This window comes from Saccharopolyspora sp. NPDC045839 (assembly GCF_056431645.1).
This window is the reverse complement of sequence record NZ_JBWKKH010000017.1, coordinates 136803-154701: the sequence shown is the minus strand read 5'-3', so window position 1 is coordinate 154701 and position 17899 is coordinate 136803. Positions and strand designations below refer to the sequence as shown.

Below are 17899 nucleotides of genomic sequence, written 5' to 3'. Positions count from 1 at the left end.
GACGCATCGGAGATAGCTCTGATGCCGCCTCCGATGGGGCGGCAGTACCGGGCCGCCTGCGGTGCCGGTCTGCCGCCGAGGAGGACGGCCTTTTTCACCCGTTGAGGGGTACGTCGCCGGGGTAGGCTTCCAGCCCGCTGACGTTTAACCCGGTGCGAGGTCGATGTGCCCCTGCGTGTGGTTGTCGCCGGTGCGACCGGCGTTGTCGGGAGAACCCTGTTGCCGTTGTTGCGGGATCGCGGTCATCATGTGACCGCGCTCGTCCGGCACGCGGACCGACTTGATTGTGCGGTTGCGGTCGACGACGTCGCCGTCGCCGATGTGCTGGACCCGCCGCAATTGCGCCGGGAGTTGGCCCGCGTGGAGCCGGAAGTGGTCATCGACCAGACGTCCGGTTTCGGTGGTGCGGACCCGGACGAGGGTCTGCGCCGGACCGCGCTGCTGCGCGAGAACGGCGCTAGGAATCTGGTCGACGCCGCGGTGGCGGTCGGCGCGCGGCGCATCATCGGGCAGAGCATGACCGCCGCCTACCGTCCGCACGGGCACGACGTGCTGGACGAAGAATCTCCACTGTGGACGGAAGCACCGGGCTGCTGGGGTGACGCGGTGCGAGCCCTGGCGGCGATGGAAGAAGCGGTGCTGACCCGCCCGGACATCGAGGGCATCGCGCTGCGCTACGGCGCGCTCTACGGCCCGGACACCCAGTACGCGCCAGGCGGCGCGATCCACGCGCGGGTGTGCGGCAGCGAACTGCCGCTGGTGGACGACGGAGTGGGCCTGACGTCGTTCACCCACGTCGAGGACGCGGCCGGGGCGGTGCTCGAACTGCTCACCAACGGCGAGCCCGGTACCTACAACGTGGTGGACAACGAGCCGGCCGAATCGGCGGAATGGCTCCCGGCCTACGCGCGGATGGCGGGCGGCCCGGCCCCGGTGTCGCTGACCATGGACCAGGCCCGGACCCAGCTGGACTGGCTGACCGTGCACCAGCTGACCGAGCAGCGCGGTGCCACCAACTTCCGGTTGCGCGAGACGCTGGGCTGGCGGCCGGCGTGGCCGAGCTGGCGAGAGGGCTTCGCCTCGTTGTTCGGCCTCTGGGCGGGCTGAGACTGGGATCCCCGACTCATGTGCGTCGCGGGGCTGGGAGATCCGGGGTGGCACGGGTTAGGTTCAGAGGTAAGACCATGCCCCCCGAGGTCGGAGACGAGAGCAACCGATGACCGCCACTGACGTGCACCCGCTGCGAGAACTGCTGCCCGGCGGCAGCGTTTTCGACGACGCCGACGTGCTGGAGGCCCACCGCAGGGACCGGGCCACCTTCTGCCCGGCCGGGACGCCGTCGGTGCTGGTCCGCGCCCGGTCCACTGAGGACGTTGCGACGACCTTGAGGTGGGCGCACGAGAACCGGGTCCCGGTGGTGCCGCAGGGCGCCCGCTCCGGGCTTTCCGGCGCGGCCAACGCCATCGACGGCTGCATCCTGCTGTCGCTGGAGAAGATGGACGCCATCCTCGAGATCGACACCGAGGAGCAGATCGCGGTCGTGCAGCCCGGCGTGGTCAACGGCGTGTTCGCGGCGAAGGCGGCCGAGCACGGGCTGTTCTACCCGCCCGACCCCGGCTCCCGCAGCATCTCGACCATCGGCGGCAACGTGGCCACCAACGCCGGCGGCATGTGCTGCGTGAAGTACGGCGTGACCGGCGACTTCGTGCGCGGCCTGGAGGTGGTGCTCGCCGACGGCCGGGTGATGCGCACCGGCCGCCGCACCGCCAAGGGCGTCGCCGGTTACGACCTGACGCGGCTGATCGTCGGCTCCGAGGGAACCCTCGGCGTGGTCACCGAGATCACTGTCGCGCTGCGGCCCGCCACCGCGCAACCGCTGACCGCGGTCGCGTTCTTCCCGACCATCGCCGACGCGGCCCGCACCGTGGCCGGGTACCTCGGGGAGGGCTACCGGCCGTCGGTGCTGGAGTTCATGGACGCCCCGACGGTGCGCGCGGTGCAGCGCATCGCCGACCTCGGCTTCCCCGACGGCGTGGCGGGCATGCTGCTCGTGCAGTCAGATCGCGGCGACGCCGCACCGGGCGACTTGGCGGCCTTCGAGCGGGTGGCCCGGTCCTTCGCGGCCACCGAGGTGGTCGTCGCCGACGACCCGGCCGAGGGCGAACTGCTGATGCAGGCCCGGCGGCTGGTCGGGGACGCGCACGAGAAGCTCGGCCTGGCGACGCTGGTCGACGACGTGTGCGTGCCCCGGCGGCGCCTGGTGGACCTGGTCGAGGGACTGAGCCCGATCGCCGAGCGGTTCCGGGTGCAGGTGCTGTGCGCCGGGCACGCCGGGGACGGCAACATGCACCCGGTGGTGGCCTTCGACGCCAGCGACCCGGAGGAGTCGGCCCGCGCCCAGCAGGCGTTCGACGCGATCATGGCCCTGGGCCTGGAGCTCGGCGGCACCATCACCGGCGAGCACGGCGTCGGCCACCTGAAGCGGCGCTGGCTGGGCGAGGAACTCGACGAGGCGGGCCTGTGGACCCAGCAGGCGATCAAGAACGCCCTGGACCCCCGCAACATCCTCAACCCCGGCCGGGTACTCCCCGACGCGGGCTGACCGCCGTTTTCGCGCGAAACCGCCACCTGGCACGCGTGGTGAGCGCCGGTTTCGCGCGAAAACGGCGCATCTCCGGCCCGACGCGAAGCACGCGCCTCCTGCTGGGAGGCGGCGCTCCGCGTCTCGGCCGGCCGGAGGTCAGTCGTGGTCGTAGGAGTCGTCGACCGGGACCGGGCGGTGCTGGTCGGCGAGGTCGGCCGGGTCGGCGTCGAGCGGAACCTCCAACTGCTCCGGCTCCTCCTCTTCGGGGATCTCCTCGGCCTGCCGGGCCTGCTCGGCGGCGTCGGCTTCCGGGGTTTCCGCGTTCATCGAGTCCTCCCGTCGATAGCTGGTCGGATCAACCGCCACGGTAACGAGCCCGGCCGCGCGGCGCGCGGCTCACGCCGACAACCGGGCCAGCCGGTCGCCCAGGTCGTGCAGCCGGGGGAGCCCCTCGACCCGGCGCAGCCACGATTGCGGCCAACCGGCGGCGCCGCGCAGCGCCCCGGCGAGCGCCGCCGCCATGCTGGCGATGGTGTCGGTGTCACCGCCCGCCCGGATGCACTGCCGCACGACGTCGACCGGGGCCTCGGCATGGGCCAGGAACGCCCACAGCGCCAGCGGCACCGAGTGCGTCGCCCGCACGTCGTTGCCGAGTTCCTCGGCGGCGCGGTGCGGGTCCCGGTGCCCGAGTTGCGCGGCGACGGAGTGCAGCCGCCGTACCCATTCCGGTTCGTGGATCACGTGGGCCAGCTTCTCCAGGAACGATTCCGGGTCGAGCGGCCCGTGGTGGTGCAGGGCCAGGTAGGCGCTGCACGCCTGCACCGCCGCTCCTTCCTGGCCGTCCGGGTGGGCGTGGGTCACCGACGCCGCGCGCCGGCCCAGTTCCGCGGCGTGGTGGGCGCTTCGCGCGGCCAGCGCCACCGGCGCGCTGCGCATCGCCGCGCCGTTGCCGAAGGAGCCCTGCCCGTGGAACACCGACACCGCCGCGTCCCGCCACGGCATGCCGGAGTCGAGCCGCTCGAACATCGCCGCCGCCGAGTCGGCGAACCCGCGCCACGGCTCGCGGGTCCAGGCGCAGGTCAGGGCGGCGGCCAGCTCGCCCTCGTCGAGCAGGTGCCCGCCGCGGCGGGCACGTTCCAGCAGGTGTTCGGCCACGGCGATGGTCAGCGCGGTGTCGTCGGTGTAGCGCAGCTGGTGGTGGGCGCGTTCGAACTCCAGCAGCGCCAGCTCGGTGACCGACGGTTGGCCTTCGAACGCGGCACCCATCGCATCGCCGAGCCCGACTCCCGTGAACAGCCCGCGGGCGCGGTCGTGCGCCGGCGGGGGACCGGTCGAGTTCACCCGGAGCCTCCCGAGGACACAGGCGGTTGGTGTCAACGGTACGCCCGGAGCGGGCCGGCGAACGTGGTCAACTTCGCCCGCCGGCCGGCCGCCGGCGGATAGTCTCTGCCGCGAAAGCGCTTTTCAACCCGGGAGTTCATGGTGGCGGTCGTCCTCGGCGCCTTGATCGTCTTGTCCGCGGTGGTCGCCCTGGTCGGCTGGCGGTGGCCGCGGCGGCAACGCGGCTCGCACCCAACCCTGTTGCGGCACCCCGGTTTCTGGCTGCTGGTGGTCACCGGCGCGATCTACCTGAACCAGGTGTTGTGCACGATCTACCTGATGCGCGTGTGGCACGGCGACCCGGCGTTCATCGCGCGCTACCTGCCGGCCGGCTGGTTCGCGCTGGCCGACGACAACCCGGTGATCGCCTGGCTGGCCGGGGTGTGGCCGCGCCCGGAACTGCTGTCGTGGAGCCTGTTGCGGGTGCCGGCGCTGCTGGAACTGCCGTTCGTGCTGCTGGCGTACCTGACGATCTGCCGGTGGTTCGGGGCCGAGGTGTTCCGGCGGGTTCTGGTGTGGCCGGTGGCGGCGTCCTACACGGCGACGTTCTGCTTGATCGAGTGGTCGCTGGCCAACCCCTACACGGCCGGGGACATCGCGCTCCGGGTCGTGTCCGGGCTGGTGGCGCCGTGGTTCTTGGCGCGGTTGACCGCGGGCCGCCGGGAGCGGGTCGGCTCGGTGGCGGAGCTGGTGGCGTTCGTGGTTTCGGCTGCGGCGCTGGGAGTCCTGGTGCTGACCGTTTACGACACCGCGTTGCTCTACAACCTCGGGCACCTCGCGGCCACGGCGCCGGTGATGGCGGCGGCGGCCGGCGTGCTCGTCGTGGCGAGGCTGGTCGCGCGCCGGTTGCCGACGACGCAGGCCGGGCCGGGCATCACGGCGGTCAGCGCGTCGCTCGGCTGGTTCCTGGTGTTCTTCTTCGCGCCCGCGCTGCCGATCCGCTACGGGATCTCCTTCGGCACTCCGATGCTGTCGGCGGCGGTCGGCTTGATCATCATCGCCGCCGCGGTGGTCTGCGGCGTGCACGAAGCGGCCCGCGGCTCGGCGATGTCGTGGCGGGTCCGGGCCGTCGAGCTGGTCTTGGCGGCGGCGGTGGGCGCGGCGGCGGCGTACGCCGGATTCCTCGCCACGGGCGGATATCCCGAGGCCCGGCTGCTCGCCGCCGCCGGCGCGTTCTTCGTCGTGGCCATCGCGGTGTGCGCGGCGCTGGACCGGGTCGTCGCCGCCAGGTGAGCGGGACTCCGGGGAGTCCCGCTCACGCTCAACCGATGGACCGCCCCGCGTACTCCGGAGGCTGCTCGGCCAGCGCGGCGAACCGCTCGGCGATCGTCGCCGGGAACGGCGTGGTGCCGCCCTGCGCGCCGTCGACGTGCAGCGCCATGATCTCCTCGGTCGCCACCACCGTGCCGCCGACCGCCATCTCGTGGCAGATGCGCACCTTCTTCGCGCCGGTGCCCACGATGCGGCTGGTGACCACGAGCTCCGAATCGGGCCCGACCTCGCGCAGGTAGCGCACGTGCGCCTCGACCGTGTACAGCGAGCACCCGGTGCCGGTGCGGTACGCCGCGTCGAGCCCGACCTGGTCCATGACCGCGTCGGTGGCGAAGCCGAACACCAGCACGTAGTACGCCTCGCTGAGGTGACCGTTGTAGTCGATCCACTCTGGACGGACGCGCTCCCGGTGCTCCCGAAGCCCGGTCACGGCTTGCCGTTCCGCACGCCGTCGATCGCGCGCATCACCGCGATCACCGCCCGGTCGCGGTCGGCGACGAGCTCGGCGATGCTGCGGCCGTCGGCGGCTTCTTCGCAGCCCTGGACCATGGCGTCGCGCAGCTCGTCGGTGAGCTCCGGCGCCTCCAGCCGGGTCCACGGCGACTTCAGCGACGGGCCGAAGTGGTCGAGCATGTGCGCCATGCCGCCTTCGCCACCGGCGAGGTGGAAGGTCAGGCACGGGCCGAGCAGCGGCCAGCGCAGGCCGGGCCCCTCGGTGATCGACGCGTCGATCTGCGCGGGCGTGGCCTCGCCGTTGGCGACCATGTGCAACGCCTCGCGCCAGATCGCCTCCTGCAGCCGGTTGGCGATGAAGCCCGGCACCTCGCGGTCCATGGTGATCACGGACTTGCCCGCGACCTCGAAGAACTCCGCGGCCCACTGCACCGCCCACGGCTCGGTCCGCTCGCCGCCGACGACTTCGACCAGCGGGATGAGGTACGGCGGGTTGAACGGGTGCCCGACCACGAGCCGCTGCGGCGTCGGGCAGTCCACCTGCATCTCGGTCATGCCGTAGCCGGAGGTGGACGACGAGATCACGACGCCCGGCGGGGTCGCGGCGTCGATGCGGGCCAGCAGATCCCGTTTGAGGGCAAGGTCTTCCGGCGCGCTCTCCTGCACGAACTCGGCCTCGGCGACGGCCTCTTCCAGCGTCGGGGCGATGACGAGGTCGTCGCGGGAGGCGCGGTCGGCGAGCCCGAGCTCCATGAGGGCGGGCCACGCGGCGTCGACCAGGCGGCGCAGCTTGGCCTCGAAGCCGGGCGCGGGGTCCCACGCGGTCACCTGGTAGCCGCGCGCCAGGAAGTGCGCGACCCAACCGCCGCCGATGACACCGGCACCGATGCACGCGACCCGTCGCACCGCCGCGGGGGAGGGGGTGTTCTCGTTCAACTGGGGAATTCCTTTTCGAGGTCGTCTTCGATGCGCGGCCGCAGCCGCTCGCGTCGCGAGGCGGGCGATTTCGCGCGAAATCGCCCGCCCGCACGGGGGACGGATGGTGATTTCGCGCGAAATCGCCAGGGCCTACGGAACGTCCGGCGTCAGCGCTTCTGGAGGCCGAGCTGTTCGCGGGCCTGGTCGGGGGTGGCGACCTTCATGCCCATGCCTTCGACGATCGTCACCGCGCGCTCGACCAGCTGTCCGTTGGTGGCCTTGACCCCCCGGCTCAGGTAGAGGTTGTCCTCCAGGCCGACCCGGACGTTGCCGCCCAGTGCGGCGGTCAGGCCGACCCAGCGCAGCTGGTCGCGGCCGATGGCGAAGCTCGCCCAGTTCGCGCCGGCGGGCAGCATGTTCGCCATCGCCTGCAGCAGGCCCGGGTCCGGCGGGGCGCCCCACGGGATGCCCGCGCACAGCTGGAACAGCGGCGGGGCGTCGATCAGCCCCTCCTCGATCAGCTTGGTGGCGAACCACAGGTTGCCGGTGTCGAAGATCTCCAGCTCCGGCTTGACGCCCAGCTCCTGGATCCGCTTGGCGCCGGCGCGCAGCATGTCCGGGGTGGAGATGTAGAGCTGGCTGCCCTCGCCGAAGTTCAGCGAACCGCAGTCCAGGGTGCAGATGTCCGGCAGCAGCTCCTCGACGTGCGGCAGCCGGTCCAGGCCGTTGACCAGGTCGGTGCCGTCCACCGGCTTGAGCGGGTCGTCGGCGTCGATGACCAGGTCGCCGCCCATCCCGGCGGTCAGGTTGATGACCACGTCGATGCCGGTCTCCTTGATCCGCTCCACCACCTCGCGGTAGAGCGAGACATCGCGGGAGCCCTGCCCGGTCTCGATGTTGCGGACGTGGATGTGCACCACGGCCGCGCCGGCCTCGGCGGCCTCGACCGCGGACTTCGCGATCTGCTCCGGGGTGACCGGGACGAACTCGCTCTTGCCGGTGGTGTCACCGGCGCCGGTGAGCGCGGCGGTGATGATCACTTCGTTGCCCATCGGGCTCTCCCTTCCATGGGTGCGGCTGATCGCCCGGGCGCGCCGGAATCCGCGCCCGGGTGGGTTCTTCGGGTTTCAGTGGTGGACGATCTCGCGTTCGACGAACTCGCGTAGTACGCGGCGCATCCGCTCCACCGACCGGCCGGGCCGCCCGGCGAGCACCTGGATGCCCAGTCCGTCGATGAGCGCGGTGAGCGTCACGGTGAGCTCTTCGGCATCGGTGTCGGTGAACACGCCCTGCTGCTGGCCCTGCCGGATGGTGCGGGCGATCGTGTCGTGCCAGCGGGTGTAGGAATCGTTGTGCAGCACCTGGAGATCCGGGTTCAGGGCGCTCTCGGTCCACACCTGGAGCCAGATCGACCACTCCGCGCGCAGCAGGCCCGGGGTGGGCAGCTGGAGTTCGACCAGCCGCAGCAGGCGTTCGTGCGCGTCCTCGATGCTGTGCAGCTCGGCGACCTGCCGGTCGAAGGCCAGCCGCACCGAGTACCGCAGGGTCTCGGTGAGCAGGTCGTTGCGGCCGGGGAAGTAGTAGTGGATCGTTGCGGCGCTGGTGCCGCAGGCCTTGGCGACGTCCGCGACCCGCACCGAGTGGTAGCCGCGCTCGGCGACCAGCGTCCAGGCGGCGTCGAGGATCTGCTGGTACCGGCCCGCCTCGCGGAGGTCGCCGGGTTCGCGCTCGGGCCGCGCGGTGCGCTGCGGAGCGGCGGCCACCGTCTCGACGTCGGCGCCGCCGTAGATCAGCCAGTTCACCGTGACGCCGGTGAGCTCGGCGATGCGGGTGAGCTCGATCGGCGTGAACCGGCGGGTGCCGGTCAGCGACTTGGACAGCTTGGTCGGGTCGAGCCCGATCTGCTCGGCGAAGGCACGCTGGCTCCCCGGGTACTTGCGCAACGCGTCGCGCACTCGCTGGCGCAACGCCGCCGTCGTGTCCTGCACGGGACGGAACGCTAACAGTCCATTGCGAGAATCGCAATTAGTCGGTGGTGTTGCGATCCGGTCGGGTTGCCGCCGATCGGGCCAACATGCCTAGCCAATCGCATGAACCGTGATCCAGGCGACGGCCGGTGAGGAGTCGGACTGTGATTGATACGTCAGTCGGTCGCAATGTCGGCCCGGGTCGGATGGTGCGAGGGTAGTACGAACGTGCTGAGCTGGACGCGTGAACCACATCGAGCCGGCGGCGAAGACGACGGAACGGCGGGAGAGCGCGCGGCGCTGGCGGGTGCTGGCCATCTGCCTGGTCGCCGGGTTCATGACCCTGCTCGACGTCAGCATCGTCAACGTCGCCTTGCCGTCGATCCAGCAGGGCCTGGACGCGCCGGCGGCGGCGCTGTCGTGGGTGGTCTCCGGCTACGCCCTGACCTTCGGGCTGGTCCTGGTGCCCGCCGGGAGGCTCGGCGACGACCGGGGCCGCAGCCGGATGTTCTTGCTGGCGCTGGGGGCGTTCACGGTCGCCAGCGCGCTGGCCGGGTTCGCCATGACGCCGCTGTGGCTGGTCATCGCCCGGTTGCTGCAGGGCGTCGCGGGCGGACTGCTCAACCCGCAGGTGCTCGGCCTGATGCAGCAGCTGTTCCACGGCCGCGAGCGCGGCAAGGCGTTCGGCCTGTTCGGCGCGGTGGTGGGCATTTCGACGGCGATCGGCCCGCTGCTGGGCGGCCTGATCATCCAGCTAGCGGGGCAGGAGCACGGCTGGCGCTGGGTGTTCTTCGTGAACCTGCCGATCGGTGTCGCGGCGGTGCTGTACGGGCTGAAGGTGCTGCCTCGCGACGGCGCGCGCGAGCAGTCCCGCAGCCTCGATCTCGTGGGGGTGCTGCTGCTCGGCGGTGGCCTGCTGTGCCTGCTGCTGCCGTTGGTCGAGCAGGAGGGCGGCGCGCCGTGGTTCCTGCTGATCGTCGCCGTCGTGCTGCTGGCGCTGTTCGTGGCGTGGGAGCACTGGTACCGGGTGCGGGGTCACTCGCCGCTGGTGAACCTGCGGCTGCTGAAGATCCGCAGCTACTCGTTCGGCTCGACGCTGGGCCTGTTGTACTTCGCGGGCTTCACCAGCATCTTCTTCGTGCTGGCGGTGTACTTCCAGCGCGGGCTGGGATATTCGGCGCTGCAAGCGGGACTGGCGCTGACGCCGTTCGCGGTGGGCTCGGCGGTGGCATCGGCGCTCGGCGGCCGGATCGTGTACCGGATGGGCCGCCGCCTGGTGATCATCGGCCTGGCGGCGGCACTGCTCGGCCTGCTGGCGACGGATCTGCTGCTGGCCATGCACCCGGGTGAGGCGGCGGGGCTGGTGACGGCGCTGCCTCTGCTGGTCGCCGGAACCGGGAGCGGCCTGGTGATCTCGCCGAACCAGACGGTGACACTGAGCGAAATCGACGCGGCCCACGGCGGAACGGCGGCAGGCGTCCAGCAGACGGGCCAGCGCATCGGCTCGGCGGTGGGCACGGCGGCGGCCTCGGGCCTGTTCTTCGGAACGCTGTCCACCAGCGGCTTCGACGCGGCGATCTCGGACGGCCTGATCGTCTCGGTCGGCTTCGTCACGGCGGCCCTGCTCGTGGCCCTGGCTGAGGTCTTCCTGGCGAGGCACCCCGCTGATCCGTCGGGCGGGGGCTGACGCCGAGAGCGGCCGATCCCCGGGCGAGCGTGCCAGAATCGCGGGATGCGGTGGGTGCCGGATCGAGAAGCGCTGCGCGGGCGCGTCGCTCTCGTCGCGGGGGCGACCCGGGGTGCCGGGCGGGGCATCGCGGCTGCGCTGGGGGAGGCCGGTGCGACCGTCATCTGCACGGGACGCAGCAGCTCGACCGGCCGTGGCGGGTCGGACTACGACCGCCCTGAGACGATCGAGGAGACCGCCGAGATCGTAACCGGCTTCGGCGGGACCGGGATCGCGATGCGGGTCGATCATCTCGACGCGGAGCAGGTGCGCCGCTTGGCCGGACGCGTCCGGGCCGAGCACGGCCACCTCGACGTGCTGGTCAACGACATCTGGGGCGCCGAGCGGCTCAAAGGCGGGCCCGCCGACTGGAACACCCCGATCTGGGAACACGATCTGGCGGCCGGTCTGCGCATCCTCCGGCTCGGCGTCGAGACGCACCTGATCACCTCGCACCACCTGTTGCCGCTGCTGATCACCAAGCCCGGCGGCCTGCTGGTCGAAGTCACCGACGGCACCGCCGCCTACAACGCTTCGAGGTACCGCATTTCGGTGTTCTACGACCTGGCCAAGGTCGCGGTGAACCGCCTGGCGTTCTCCCAGGGCCACGAACTCGCGCCGCACGGCGCAACGGCCGTCGCGATCACACCGGGCTGGCTGCGCTCGGAAATGATGCTCGACAACTACGGGGTCACCGAAGCGAACTGGCGCGCCGCATTGGAACCCGACCGGGCAGATGGACGCCCGACGGCTCCAGGCGGATTCGCCTCGTCGGAATCACCGCGCTACGTCGGCCGGGCGGTCGCGGCACTGGCCGCAGACCCGAACCGAGCGAGGTGGAACCAAAGCTCGGTGACCTCCGCCGGACTCGCCGGGGAGTACGGCTTCACCGACACCGACGGAACCCAACCGGACAGCTGGGCCAACGCCTGAACCGGCCACCCGTAGGCCCTTACCCCTTCAAAGAGGCCAGGAAGAAGCCCCATACGGCGGAGTTGAAGGCCAGCACGCCGTCGTCGGGAGCTTTGGAGTCCCGGACCCGGACGATGTCGTGTTGGAGCCGGACCTCGACGCAATTGTCACTGCCGCCGGTGCTGCGGGAGCTCTTGAACCAGCCTGTGTCAGATTGAAGTCGCGACATGGTCAGCCACCTTTCGAGATCTTGTCGATCAATGCTCGCGACTTGTCTCGATCGAGTGCAAGGTTCTGAAGCTCACTGAAACCATGCAGCATGCTCGCTGTATCGGCTTCATCGCTGTGATACGTGGAGGGACCGAAGACTGCGGTGAAGAAGCCGACCGGGGTTCCTCTGTCGCTGAAGCTGAAGACGGTGAAACCACCGCCTCGGGCCGGATTGCGACTCGCATCCTGCTCCAGGACCTGCACGATGAGGTCGTCGCGCGTGTCGACGAGGGCTGCCAGGTGTTGCAATTGCTCGTGCATCACTTCATCGTCGGCGACCACTGCCCGCAACGAGTCCTCGGTGAGCACGAACCGGAATGAACGCTGCCCGGTCGGGGTCAGACTGCGCTCCTGGCGGTCCAACCGGAACGCGATGCGCTGCTCCAGTTCGGCGTCGGTGGTGGCGTCCCACCACACCCCGTCGCACTCTTCGATGACCGCGCGCACATAACCGCGCGACTGCAACAAGCCCGGGATGATTCCGGATTCGTAGCTGCTGATCTCGGTGGCGCTGGCTTCGAGGTCGGCGAAGCGCTGGAAAGCTCCGGACAGCAGGTCTGTATAGGTCCTTCTGCGTTGGCGTTTTCGGGCTTCCGCACCGAGGGAGAGCACCGTCTCGCGCTTTTCGTCGCTAACGCCGTAGCAGTCTAGGAGTTTGACGAGGTCGTCTTCGGGCGTGGCGCTGCGACCGTCTTCCAGGTCGACGATGCGGGACCGGACCTTGCCGATCGCATTCGCCGCTTCCTCGTGGTTCTCTACTGTGGACGGAACAGCGAGTATGTCCTCAGCATCGGCCGGGAGAACCTCGCCGCGCTGATCTCCCTCGGCGCGAAGGCGATCGAGGAGCTCACCGCGGCCTGAAGCGGCGCTGTTCGAAGTGGTGAAGGGCATCTTGATCGGTTGTACCGGTCGAAGGCGCCCTTCACTTCGAACGGGACGGGTCGGCCAGGCGGGCGTGGCGGTGGCCGTAGAGGAAGTAGATCGCCAGGCCCAGGACCAGCCAGGCCCCGAAGCGGATCCAGGTGATGACGTCCAGGTTGGACATCAGGTACAGGCACGCCAGGGCCGAGATGACCGGCAGCACCGGCGACAGCGGCATCTTGAACGGGCGGTGCAGGTCCGGCTTGCGGCTGCGCAGCACCGGCACCGCGATCGAGACGATGACGAAGCCGGACAGCGCGCCGATGCTGACCATGTCGGCCAGCTCCGAGATCGGGATGAACCCCGCCAGCAGCATGATCACCACCGCGCCGCCGATGGTCATCCGGTGCGGCGTGCCCCACTTCGGGTGCACCTGCGAGAGCTTCGGAGGCAGCAGGCCGTCGCGGCTCATCGCGAAGCCGATGCGGCCGATGGTGACCAGCTCGACCATCATCACCGACGTCAGCCCGGTCACCGCGCCCAGCGAGATCAGCGCCGCCACCCACGGCTGGCCGACGGACTGGAACGCCGCCGCCAGCGGGGCGGCCTCGTCGATCTGCCGGTAGTCGACCATCGCGGTGAGCACGATCGCGACCGCCACGTACAGCACGGTGCACACGATCAGGCTGCCCAGCAGCCCCACGGGCAGGTCGCGCTTGGGGCGCTTGGTCTCCTCGCCGAGGTTCGCCAGCGCCTCGAAGCCGGTGTAGGCGAAGAACACGATCGCCGCCGCGGTGAACATGCCGCCGATGCCGTACATCGACTGCTCCATGCCCAGCGCCGCCTGCAACAGCGGCTGCTCCAGCCCGCTCGCGGTTTCCGGTGCGGGCTGGGCCGGCGGGATGAACGGGGTGAGGTTGGCGCCGTTGAAGAAGAACAGCCCCGCGACGATCACCAGCACGCACACCGCGACCTTGACCACGACGAGCGCGTTGGTCACCCACGACGATTCGCGGATGCCGACCACCGCGATGACGGTGAGGATCGCGATGATCAGGATCGCTCCGACGTTGATCGTGGCGTCCTCGCCGAACCACTGCGGCGGCAGGCCGAGCAGGTTCGAGACGTACCCCGACCAGCTGCGCGATACCACCGCCGCGCCGAGCGCGAACTCCAGCAGCAGGTCCCAGCCGATGATCCAGGCGAACAGCTCGCCCAGCGTGGCGTACCCGTACGTGTAGGCGCTGCCTGCGGTCGGCACCGCCGACGCGAGCTCGGCGTACGCGAGCGCGGCGAGCGCTGCGACGATGCCGCCGACCACGAACGACAGCACCACCGAGGGTCCGGCGTGCTCCTTGGCCTCGATCCCGCCCAAGGTGAAGACGCCGGTGCCGATGATGATGCCGATGCCGAATCCGACCAGGTCGCGCCCGGTGAGCCGGCGGATCAGGCCGCTGCGCTCGCCGCGGGTCAGGACGTCCTCGACGGGCATTGTTCGAAAGACGCTCACAGGCAGGCACCGTAGATGACTCCGGCGCCAACGCCCAGTGAACAATCGCTATGGGTGCCGATGAGGGCACGAAAAGTTATCAACATCGAGGTGAAACCGGCACGAACGGGGAGGAACCGGACGGCGATTTCGCGCGAAATCGCCGCGGCCACGCACGCCGGGCGCCGTTTTCGCGCGAAAACGGCGCCCGCACGCGGTGTGGTGCCGATCAGGCGGGCACCGACGAGGTGTCCCGTTCCCACGCGCGGTGCTTGCCGAGAGCCGCGGCGAACTCCGCGATGAACCCCTCCGGCAGCGCGCCCCCGGTGTGCGCGGCGGTGACCACGCCGAGCTCCGTCACCACGCCGTCGGTGCCGGTGGGCTTGCGGGCCTCCGCGACCCCGGCCCGTTGCAGCAGTTCCATGCCCTCGTCGCTGGCCGCCACCGGCTTGTTGTGCTTGTACGCCTCGGCCACGAAGTGCACGGCGAACCCGTCGCCGGAAAGCGCCCGGACGCTTTCCGCGCCGCCCGGCACGATCACGCCGTCGTAGAGCACCGAGCCCATCGTGTTCATGGCGCGGTCGACCGGGACCTCGTCGCCGTCGGCGCTGCGGACGGCGCCGTCGCGCAGGCCGAGGACCTCCGCCATCGCGCCGCGCTCGGACAGCTCGCGCCGGATCTGCGAGACCTCGGTGGCGTCCACGCCGTCGGCGACCAGCACCGCGACGCGGCGGGTCGCGATGGTGTCGGCACCCTGGTTCACCAGGCTCAGCGCGGGGGAGCTGCGGCCGTGGTTGGGCGTGCCGCCGCTCGGGGTCGCCACCCCGACGCCTTCGGCCACCGCCACGGCCAGCTCGTGGTCGATCTGCTCGATCTGCTGCACCACGGTCTCGCGGACGTGCTGGTGGTCGACCTTGCCGAGCTCGAAGCGGAACGCGGCGACGATGTGCTCCTTCTCCCAGGGCGCCATGCTGTTCCAGAACAGCGTGGCCTGGCCGTAGAAGTCCTTGAAGCTCTCGCTGCGCTTGCGGATCTTGTGCCCCTCGACCTTCTCCTGGTAGTGCGTGAATGCACCCTCGTCGGCCAGCGCCGGGCAGCCGCCGCCGAGGCTGTTCTTGAAGTAGCTGGTTCGTCCTCTGTGGATGCGTTGCTGGCCGTAGCCGTCTCGCTGGTTGTTGGCGACCTCGGCCACCGGGCGGTTCACCGGCAGCTGCGCGAAGTTCGGGCCGCCCAGCCGGATCAGCTGGGTGTCCAGGTACGAGAAGTTGCGGGCCTGCAGCAGCGGGTCGTTGGTGAAGTCGATGCCCGGCACGACGTTGGCGGTGTGGAAGGCGACCTGCTCGGTCTCGGCGAAGAAGTTGTCCGGGTTGCGGTCCAGCACCATCCGGCCCACCGGCCGCACCGGCACGACCTCCTCCGGGATGATCTTGGTGGCGTCCAGCAGGTCGAAGTCGAAGTCGAACTCCCGGGACTCCTCGACCAGCTGCACGCCCAGCTCGTACTCCGGGAACTGCCCGGCCTCGATCGACTCCCACAGATCGCGGCGGTTGTAGTCGGGGTCCTTGCCGGCGATCTTCTGGCACTCGTCCCACACCAGCGAATGGCTGCCCAGCAGCGGCTTCCAGTGGAACTTCACGAACGTCCCGCGGCCCTGCGCGTCGACCAGCCGGAAGGTGTGCACCCCGAAGCCCTGCATCATCCGGTAGCTGCGCGGCAGCGCGCGATCGGACATCAGCCACATGACCATGTGCAGGGTTTCCGGCTGCAAGCCGACGAAGTCCCAGAACGTGTCGTGCGCCGAGGCCGCCTGCGGCATCTCGTTGTCCGGCTCGGGTTTCACCGCGTGCACGAAGTCGGGGAACTTGATGCCGTCCTGGATGAAGAACACCGGCATGTTGTTGCCGACGAGGTCGTAGTTGCCCTCGTCGGTGTAGAACTTCGTGGCGAATCCGCGCACGTCCCGCACGGTGTCGGCGGAGCCGCGCGAGCCCGCGACGGTGGAGAACCGCACGAAGACCGGGGTTCGGCGGCCCGGATCGGTCAGGAACTGCGCGGTGGTGAGGTCGGCGAGGCCGTTGTCGTCGTAGGGCTGGAAGTGCCCGTAGGCGCCTGCGCCGCGCGCGTGCACCACGCGCTCCGGGATCCGCTCGTGGTCGAAGTGGGTGATCTTCTCGCGGGCCTGGAAGTCCTCCAGCAGCGTCGGGCCGCGTTCACCGGCGCTCAGCGCGTCGTCGGTGTGGTCGACGCGCACGCCCTGCTGGGTGGTCAGTTCGGTGTCGGTCAGGTCCTGGCGGACCTGGTCGAGCTGTCGTTGCTTGGCGTCGTGCCCATCCGTGCCCATTGCGGCTGGCTCCCCTCGGTGTCGGCTAACCGCCCAGGGGGGTTCCCGGCCGCCCGGACCGGTATTCGCCGGCTACGAGCCCAGCGCGGCGGGCAGCCAGTGCAGCAGCTCCGGCGCGCCGGCGACGATCAGGAAGTGCGCCGACCGGCCGACGAGGCTCGCGAGCAGGAAACCCAGCAGCGGGATACCGGCCGCGCCGGAGAGGAAGCACATCAGGCTGTAGGGCGGGATGCCGGGAACGGCGCTGAGGCACAGCACGCCCAGGCCCCACCACGGGCGCTCCTCGGTCCGCTGGTGGAACTTCTCCAACCAGCCGGCCCACCGGCCCTTCCGCTTGGCCTCGACGCGCTTGCGCAACCGCTCGCCGAGCGCGAAGCCGCCCTTGCCCGCCAGGTAGAACAGCGTCTTCCCGGCGACCTGGCCGACGGCCGCGGCCAGCCCGAACGCCCACCAGCTGACGCCGTCCACGGTGGAGACCACGCCGAGCAGGTAGAGCTCGATGTTGACCAGTGGGAACACGCTGCCGAGCGCGGCGGTGCCCGCGGTGGCCAGCAGCCACCCGATCATCTGATCACCCGGCCGGCGGCAGGCCCGTGTTGCGAAACCGGGTGGTGGATCAAGTCGAATGCTCCGTAGCTGCGGAAACAGGCCCGCCCGAGCCTACCGGCCCGAACGGCTCACACCCGAACCGGGCGGTTCGGCCGGAGGAGGCATGCTTCGCCGATCTCCGGCGCCGTTGCCCGGGTGGCGGGGCGGCGTTTTCGCGCGAAAGCGGCGTTTCCCACGCCTGGCCGCGCCGTTTTCGCGCGAAAACGCCAGGATCACCCGATCGGTGCGGGCTCCGCGTTCGGCCGGGTGCCCCGTTCACGCCTCGTCGGAGCGGGTGGGGTCGGCGTCGGGGTCCCAGGAGAGGAGGCGGACCCGGCTCACCGTCTGGAGGTGGCGGCGCATGGCCGTGACCGCCGCGCGCGGGTTGCCCTCCCGGATCGCTTCGGCGATGCGTTCGTGCTGGGCCAGCGACTTGCCCGGCCGGTCGGGCTGGCGCAGCGACTCCTGGCGGCTCTCCGCGATCTCGGTCGCGATGGTGCGCATGAAGTCGGCCAGCAGCGAGCTGTGCGCGGCGGCGGTGACCGCGGCGTGGAACCGGCGGTCGCCCTCGTTGCCGAGCCCGCCTTCGGCGATCTCGCGGCGCATGTCCGCCATCGCCGCCTCGATCTCCGCGAGGTCGGCGTCCGTGCGCCGCTGCGCGGCCAGCTCCGCGAGCTTGGTCTCCAGCGCTTCGCGCGCTTCCAGGACGTCCGGCAGGCGGCGCTTGCGCGCCACGAGTTCGGCGACGGGTTCCGCGTCCAGCGACTCGCGCCGCAGGTAGGTGCCGCCGCCGTGGCGGACCTCGACGAGGCCCTGCACCTCCAGCACCACGATCGCCTGCTTGACCGACGCGCGGCTGACGCCGAGGCGCTCCGCGAGCTCCCGCTCCGGCGGGAGCCGGTCGCCGACGCGCAGACCGGAATCTGCCACGTGCTCCCGCAGCCGCTGCACCACCTGCTCGTACAGGCGCGGGCGGGCGAGCGGTCGCAGGGCTTCGGACACCGGGTTTCCTCCAGGCCGGACGGATGGTGATCAGGCTAACACCGACCTTGTGGTCGAGTGGATGAGCCAATTTTGCCACATCCACTTGACGCGGTGTCCGAAACGGCGCAAAAGTGGTCGAGCCAGTGGACCAATG

Annotated in this window: 17 protein-coding genes; 5 read left to right on the top strand and 12 right to left on the bottom strand. The window is 70.6% G+C overall.

Features of this window, described 5'->3' with window-relative positions:
• Nucleotides 1-165: 165 nt before the first annotated feature.
• Nucleotides 166-1107, top strand: coding sequence for an NAD-dependent epimerase/dehydratase family protein (locus tag AC07EQ_RS23830; protein ID WP_478390108.1), 942 nt, complete (start codon nt 166-168; stop codon nt 1105-1107).
• Between the two features lie 109 nt (nt 1108-1216).
• On the top strand, nt 1217-2602 hold the full coding sequence (locus AC07EQ_RS23825; RefSeq protein ID WP_478390107.1) for an FAD-binding oxidoreductase: 1386 nt from the start codon (nt 1217-1219) through the stop codon (nt 2600-2602).
• 138 nt (nt 2603-2740) lie between these two features.
• On the opposite strand, the gene AC07EQ_RS23820 is transcribed toward AC07EQ_RS23825, so the two are convergent.
• Together AC07EQ_RS23820 and AC07EQ_RS23815 are read right to left on the bottom strand one after the other, a co-directional pair.
• Nucleotides 2741-2911, bottom strand: coding sequence for a hypothetical protein (locus AC07EQ_RS23820; protein WP_478390106.1), 171 nt, complete (start codon nt 2909-2911; stop codon nt 2741-2743).
• Between the two features lie 69 nt (nt 2912-2980).
• On the bottom strand, nt 2981-3925 hold the full coding sequence (locus AC07EQ_RS23815) for an ADP-ribosylglycohydrolase family protein (RefSeq protein WP_478390105.1): 945 nt from the start codon (nt 3923-3925) through the stop codon (nt 2981-2983).
• Nucleotides 3926-4066: 141 nt separating this feature from the next.
• On the opposite strand from AC07EQ_RS23815, the gene AC07EQ_RS23810 reads away from it, so the two are divergent.
• Nucleotides 4067-5197: a hypothetical protein gene (locus AC07EQ_RS23810; protein ID WP_478390104.1), complete on the top strand. Its 1131-nt coding sequence runs from the start codon at nt 4067-4069 to the stop codon at nt 5195-5197.
• A 28-nt stretch (nt 5198-5225) separates the two neighbouring features.
• On the opposite strand, the gene AC07EQ_RS23805 is transcribed toward AC07EQ_RS23810, so the two are convergent.
• The 4 genes from AC07EQ_RS23805 to AC07EQ_RS23790 all read right to left on the bottom strand — a co-directional run bounded on the left by AC07EQ_RS23805 (nt 5226) and on the right by AC07EQ_RS23790 (nt 8595).
• The gene (locus AC07EQ_RS23805) at nt 5226-5666 is read right to left on the bottom strand and encodes a thioesterase family protein (protein WP_478390103.1); all 441 of its coding nucleotides are present in this window, start codon (nt 5664-5666) and stop codon (nt 5226-5228) included.
• Nucleotides 5663-6625: a 3-hydroxyacyl-CoA dehydrogenase NAD-binding domain-containing protein gene (locus AC07EQ_RS23800; RefSeq protein ID WP_478390102.1), complete on the bottom strand. Its 963-nt coding sequence runs from the start codon at nt 6623-6625 to the stop codon at nt 5663-5665. The genes AC07EQ_RS23805 and AC07EQ_RS23800 overlap by 4 nt, the downstream gene beginning before the upstream one ends.
• Nucleotides 6626-6774: 149 nt before the next feature.
• A complete protein-coding gene (locus AC07EQ_RS23795) occupies nt 6775-7659 on the bottom strand; it encodes a beta-keto acid cleavage family enzyme (protein ID WP_478390101.1) in 885 nt (294 codons plus the stop codon).
• 75 nt (nt 7660-7734) lie between these two features.
• Entirely contained in the window at nt 7735-8595 is an 861-nt protein-coding gene (locus AC07EQ_RS23790; RefSeq protein WP_478390100.1) for a TetR/AcrR family transcriptional regulator, read from the bottom strand.
• A 223-nt stretch (nt 8596-8818) separates the two neighbouring features.
• Between AC07EQ_RS23790 and AC07EQ_RS23785 the strand changes: the two genes are divergently transcribed.
• Nucleotides 8819-10261, top strand: a complete 1443-nt coding sequence (locus AC07EQ_RS23785; protein ID WP_478390099.1) for an MFS transporter — start codon at nt 8819-8821, stop codon at nt 10259-10261.
• 45 nt (nt 10262-10306) lie between these two features.
• Nucleotides 10307-11233: an SDR family oxidoreductase gene (locus tag AC07EQ_RS23780; RefSeq protein ID WP_478390098.1), complete on the top strand. Its 927-nt coding sequence runs from the start codon at nt 10307-10309 to the stop codon at nt 11231-11233.
• Between the two features lie 19 nt (nt 11234-11252).
• On the opposite strand, the gene AC07EQ_RS23775 is transcribed toward AC07EQ_RS23780, so the two are convergent.
• The 6 genes from AC07EQ_RS23775 to AC07EQ_RS23750 form a co-directional block, all read right to left on the bottom strand.
• Nucleotides 11253-11441 carry a DUF397 domain-containing protein gene (locus tag AC07EQ_RS23775; protein ID WP_478390097.1) on the bottom strand — a complete coding sequence of 63 codons (189 nt, stop codon included), beginning with the start codon at nt 11439-11441 and terminating at the stop codon, nt 11253-11255.
• Between the two features lie 2 nt (nt 11442-11443).
• The gene (locus AC07EQ_RS23770; RefSeq protein WP_478390096.1) at nt 11444-12373 is read right to left on the bottom strand and encodes a DUF5753 domain-containing protein; all 930 of its coding nucleotides are present in this window, start codon (nt 12371-12373) and stop codon (nt 11444-11446) included.
• A 31-nt stretch (nt 12374-12404) separates the two neighbouring features.
• Complete coding sequence (locus tag AC07EQ_RS23765) at nt 12405-13835, bottom strand: amino acid permease (RefSeq protein WP_478390137.1); 1431 nt, start codon at nt 13833-13835, stop codon at nt 12405-12407.
• Nucleotides 13836-14061: 226 nt separating this feature from the next.
• Entirely contained in the window at nt 14062-16173 is a 2112-nt protein-coding gene (locus tag AC07EQ_RS23760; protein ID WP_478390095.1) for a catalase, read from the bottom strand.
• Nucleotides 16174-16245: 72 nt separating this feature from the next.
• On the bottom strand, nt 16246-16740 hold the full coding sequence (locus tag AC07EQ_RS23755; RefSeq protein ID WP_132484363.1) for a VTT domain-containing protein: 495 nt from the start codon (nt 16738-16740) through the stop codon (nt 16246-16248).
• A gap of 297 nt (nt 16741-17037) precedes the next feature.
• The gene (locus AC07EQ_RS23750; protein ID WP_478390094.1) at nt 17038-17763 is read right to left on the bottom strand and encodes a FadR/GntR family transcriptional regulator; all 726 of its coding nucleotides are present in this window, start codon (nt 17761-17763) and stop codon (nt 17038-17040) included.
• Nucleotides 17764-17899 lie beyond the last annotated feature (136 nt).

What these genes read in the sequence shown, in the direction of transcription:
- AC07EQ_RS23795 (WP_478390101.1), bottom strand. Translation starts at nt 7,659, where the DNA reads ATGGGCAACGAAGTGATCATCACCGCCGCGCTCACCGGCGCCGGTGAC.
- AC07EQ_RS23820 (WP_478390106.1), bottom strand. Translation starts at nt 2,911, where the DNA reads ATGAACGCGGAAACCCCGGAAGCCGACGCCGCCGAGCAGGCCCGGCAG.
- AC07EQ_RS23755 (WP_132484363.1), bottom strand. Translation starts at nt 16,740, where the DNA reads ATGATCGGGTGGCTGCTGGCCACCGCGGGCACCGCCGCGCTCGGCAGC.
- AC07EQ_RS23775 (WP_478390097.1), bottom strand. Translation starts at nt 11,441, where the DNA reads ATGTCGCGACTTCAATCTGACACAGGCTGGTTCAAGAGCTCCCGCAGC.
- AC07EQ_RS23765 (WP_478390137.1), bottom strand. Translation starts at nt 13,835, where the DNA reads ATGCCCGTCGAGGACGTCCTGACCCGCGGCGAGCGCAGCGGCCTGATC.
- AC07EQ_RS23760 (WP_478390095.1), bottom strand. Translation starts at nt 16,173, where the DNA reads ATGGGCACGGATGGGCACGACGCCAAGCAACGACAGCTCGACCAGGTC.
- AC07EQ_RS23780 (WP_478390098.1), top strand. Translation starts at nt 10,307, where the DNA reads ATGCGGTGGGTGCCGGATCGAGAAGCGCTGCGCGGGCGCGTCGCTCTC.
- AC07EQ_RS23825 (WP_478390107.1), top strand. Translation starts at nt 1,217, where the DNA reads ATGACCGCCACTGACGTGCACCCGCTGCGAGAACTGCTGCCCGGCGGC.
- AC07EQ_RS23770 (WP_478390096.1), bottom strand. Translation starts at nt 12,373, where the DNA reads ATGCCCTTCACCACTTCGAACAGCGCCGCTTCAGGCCGCGGTGAGCTC.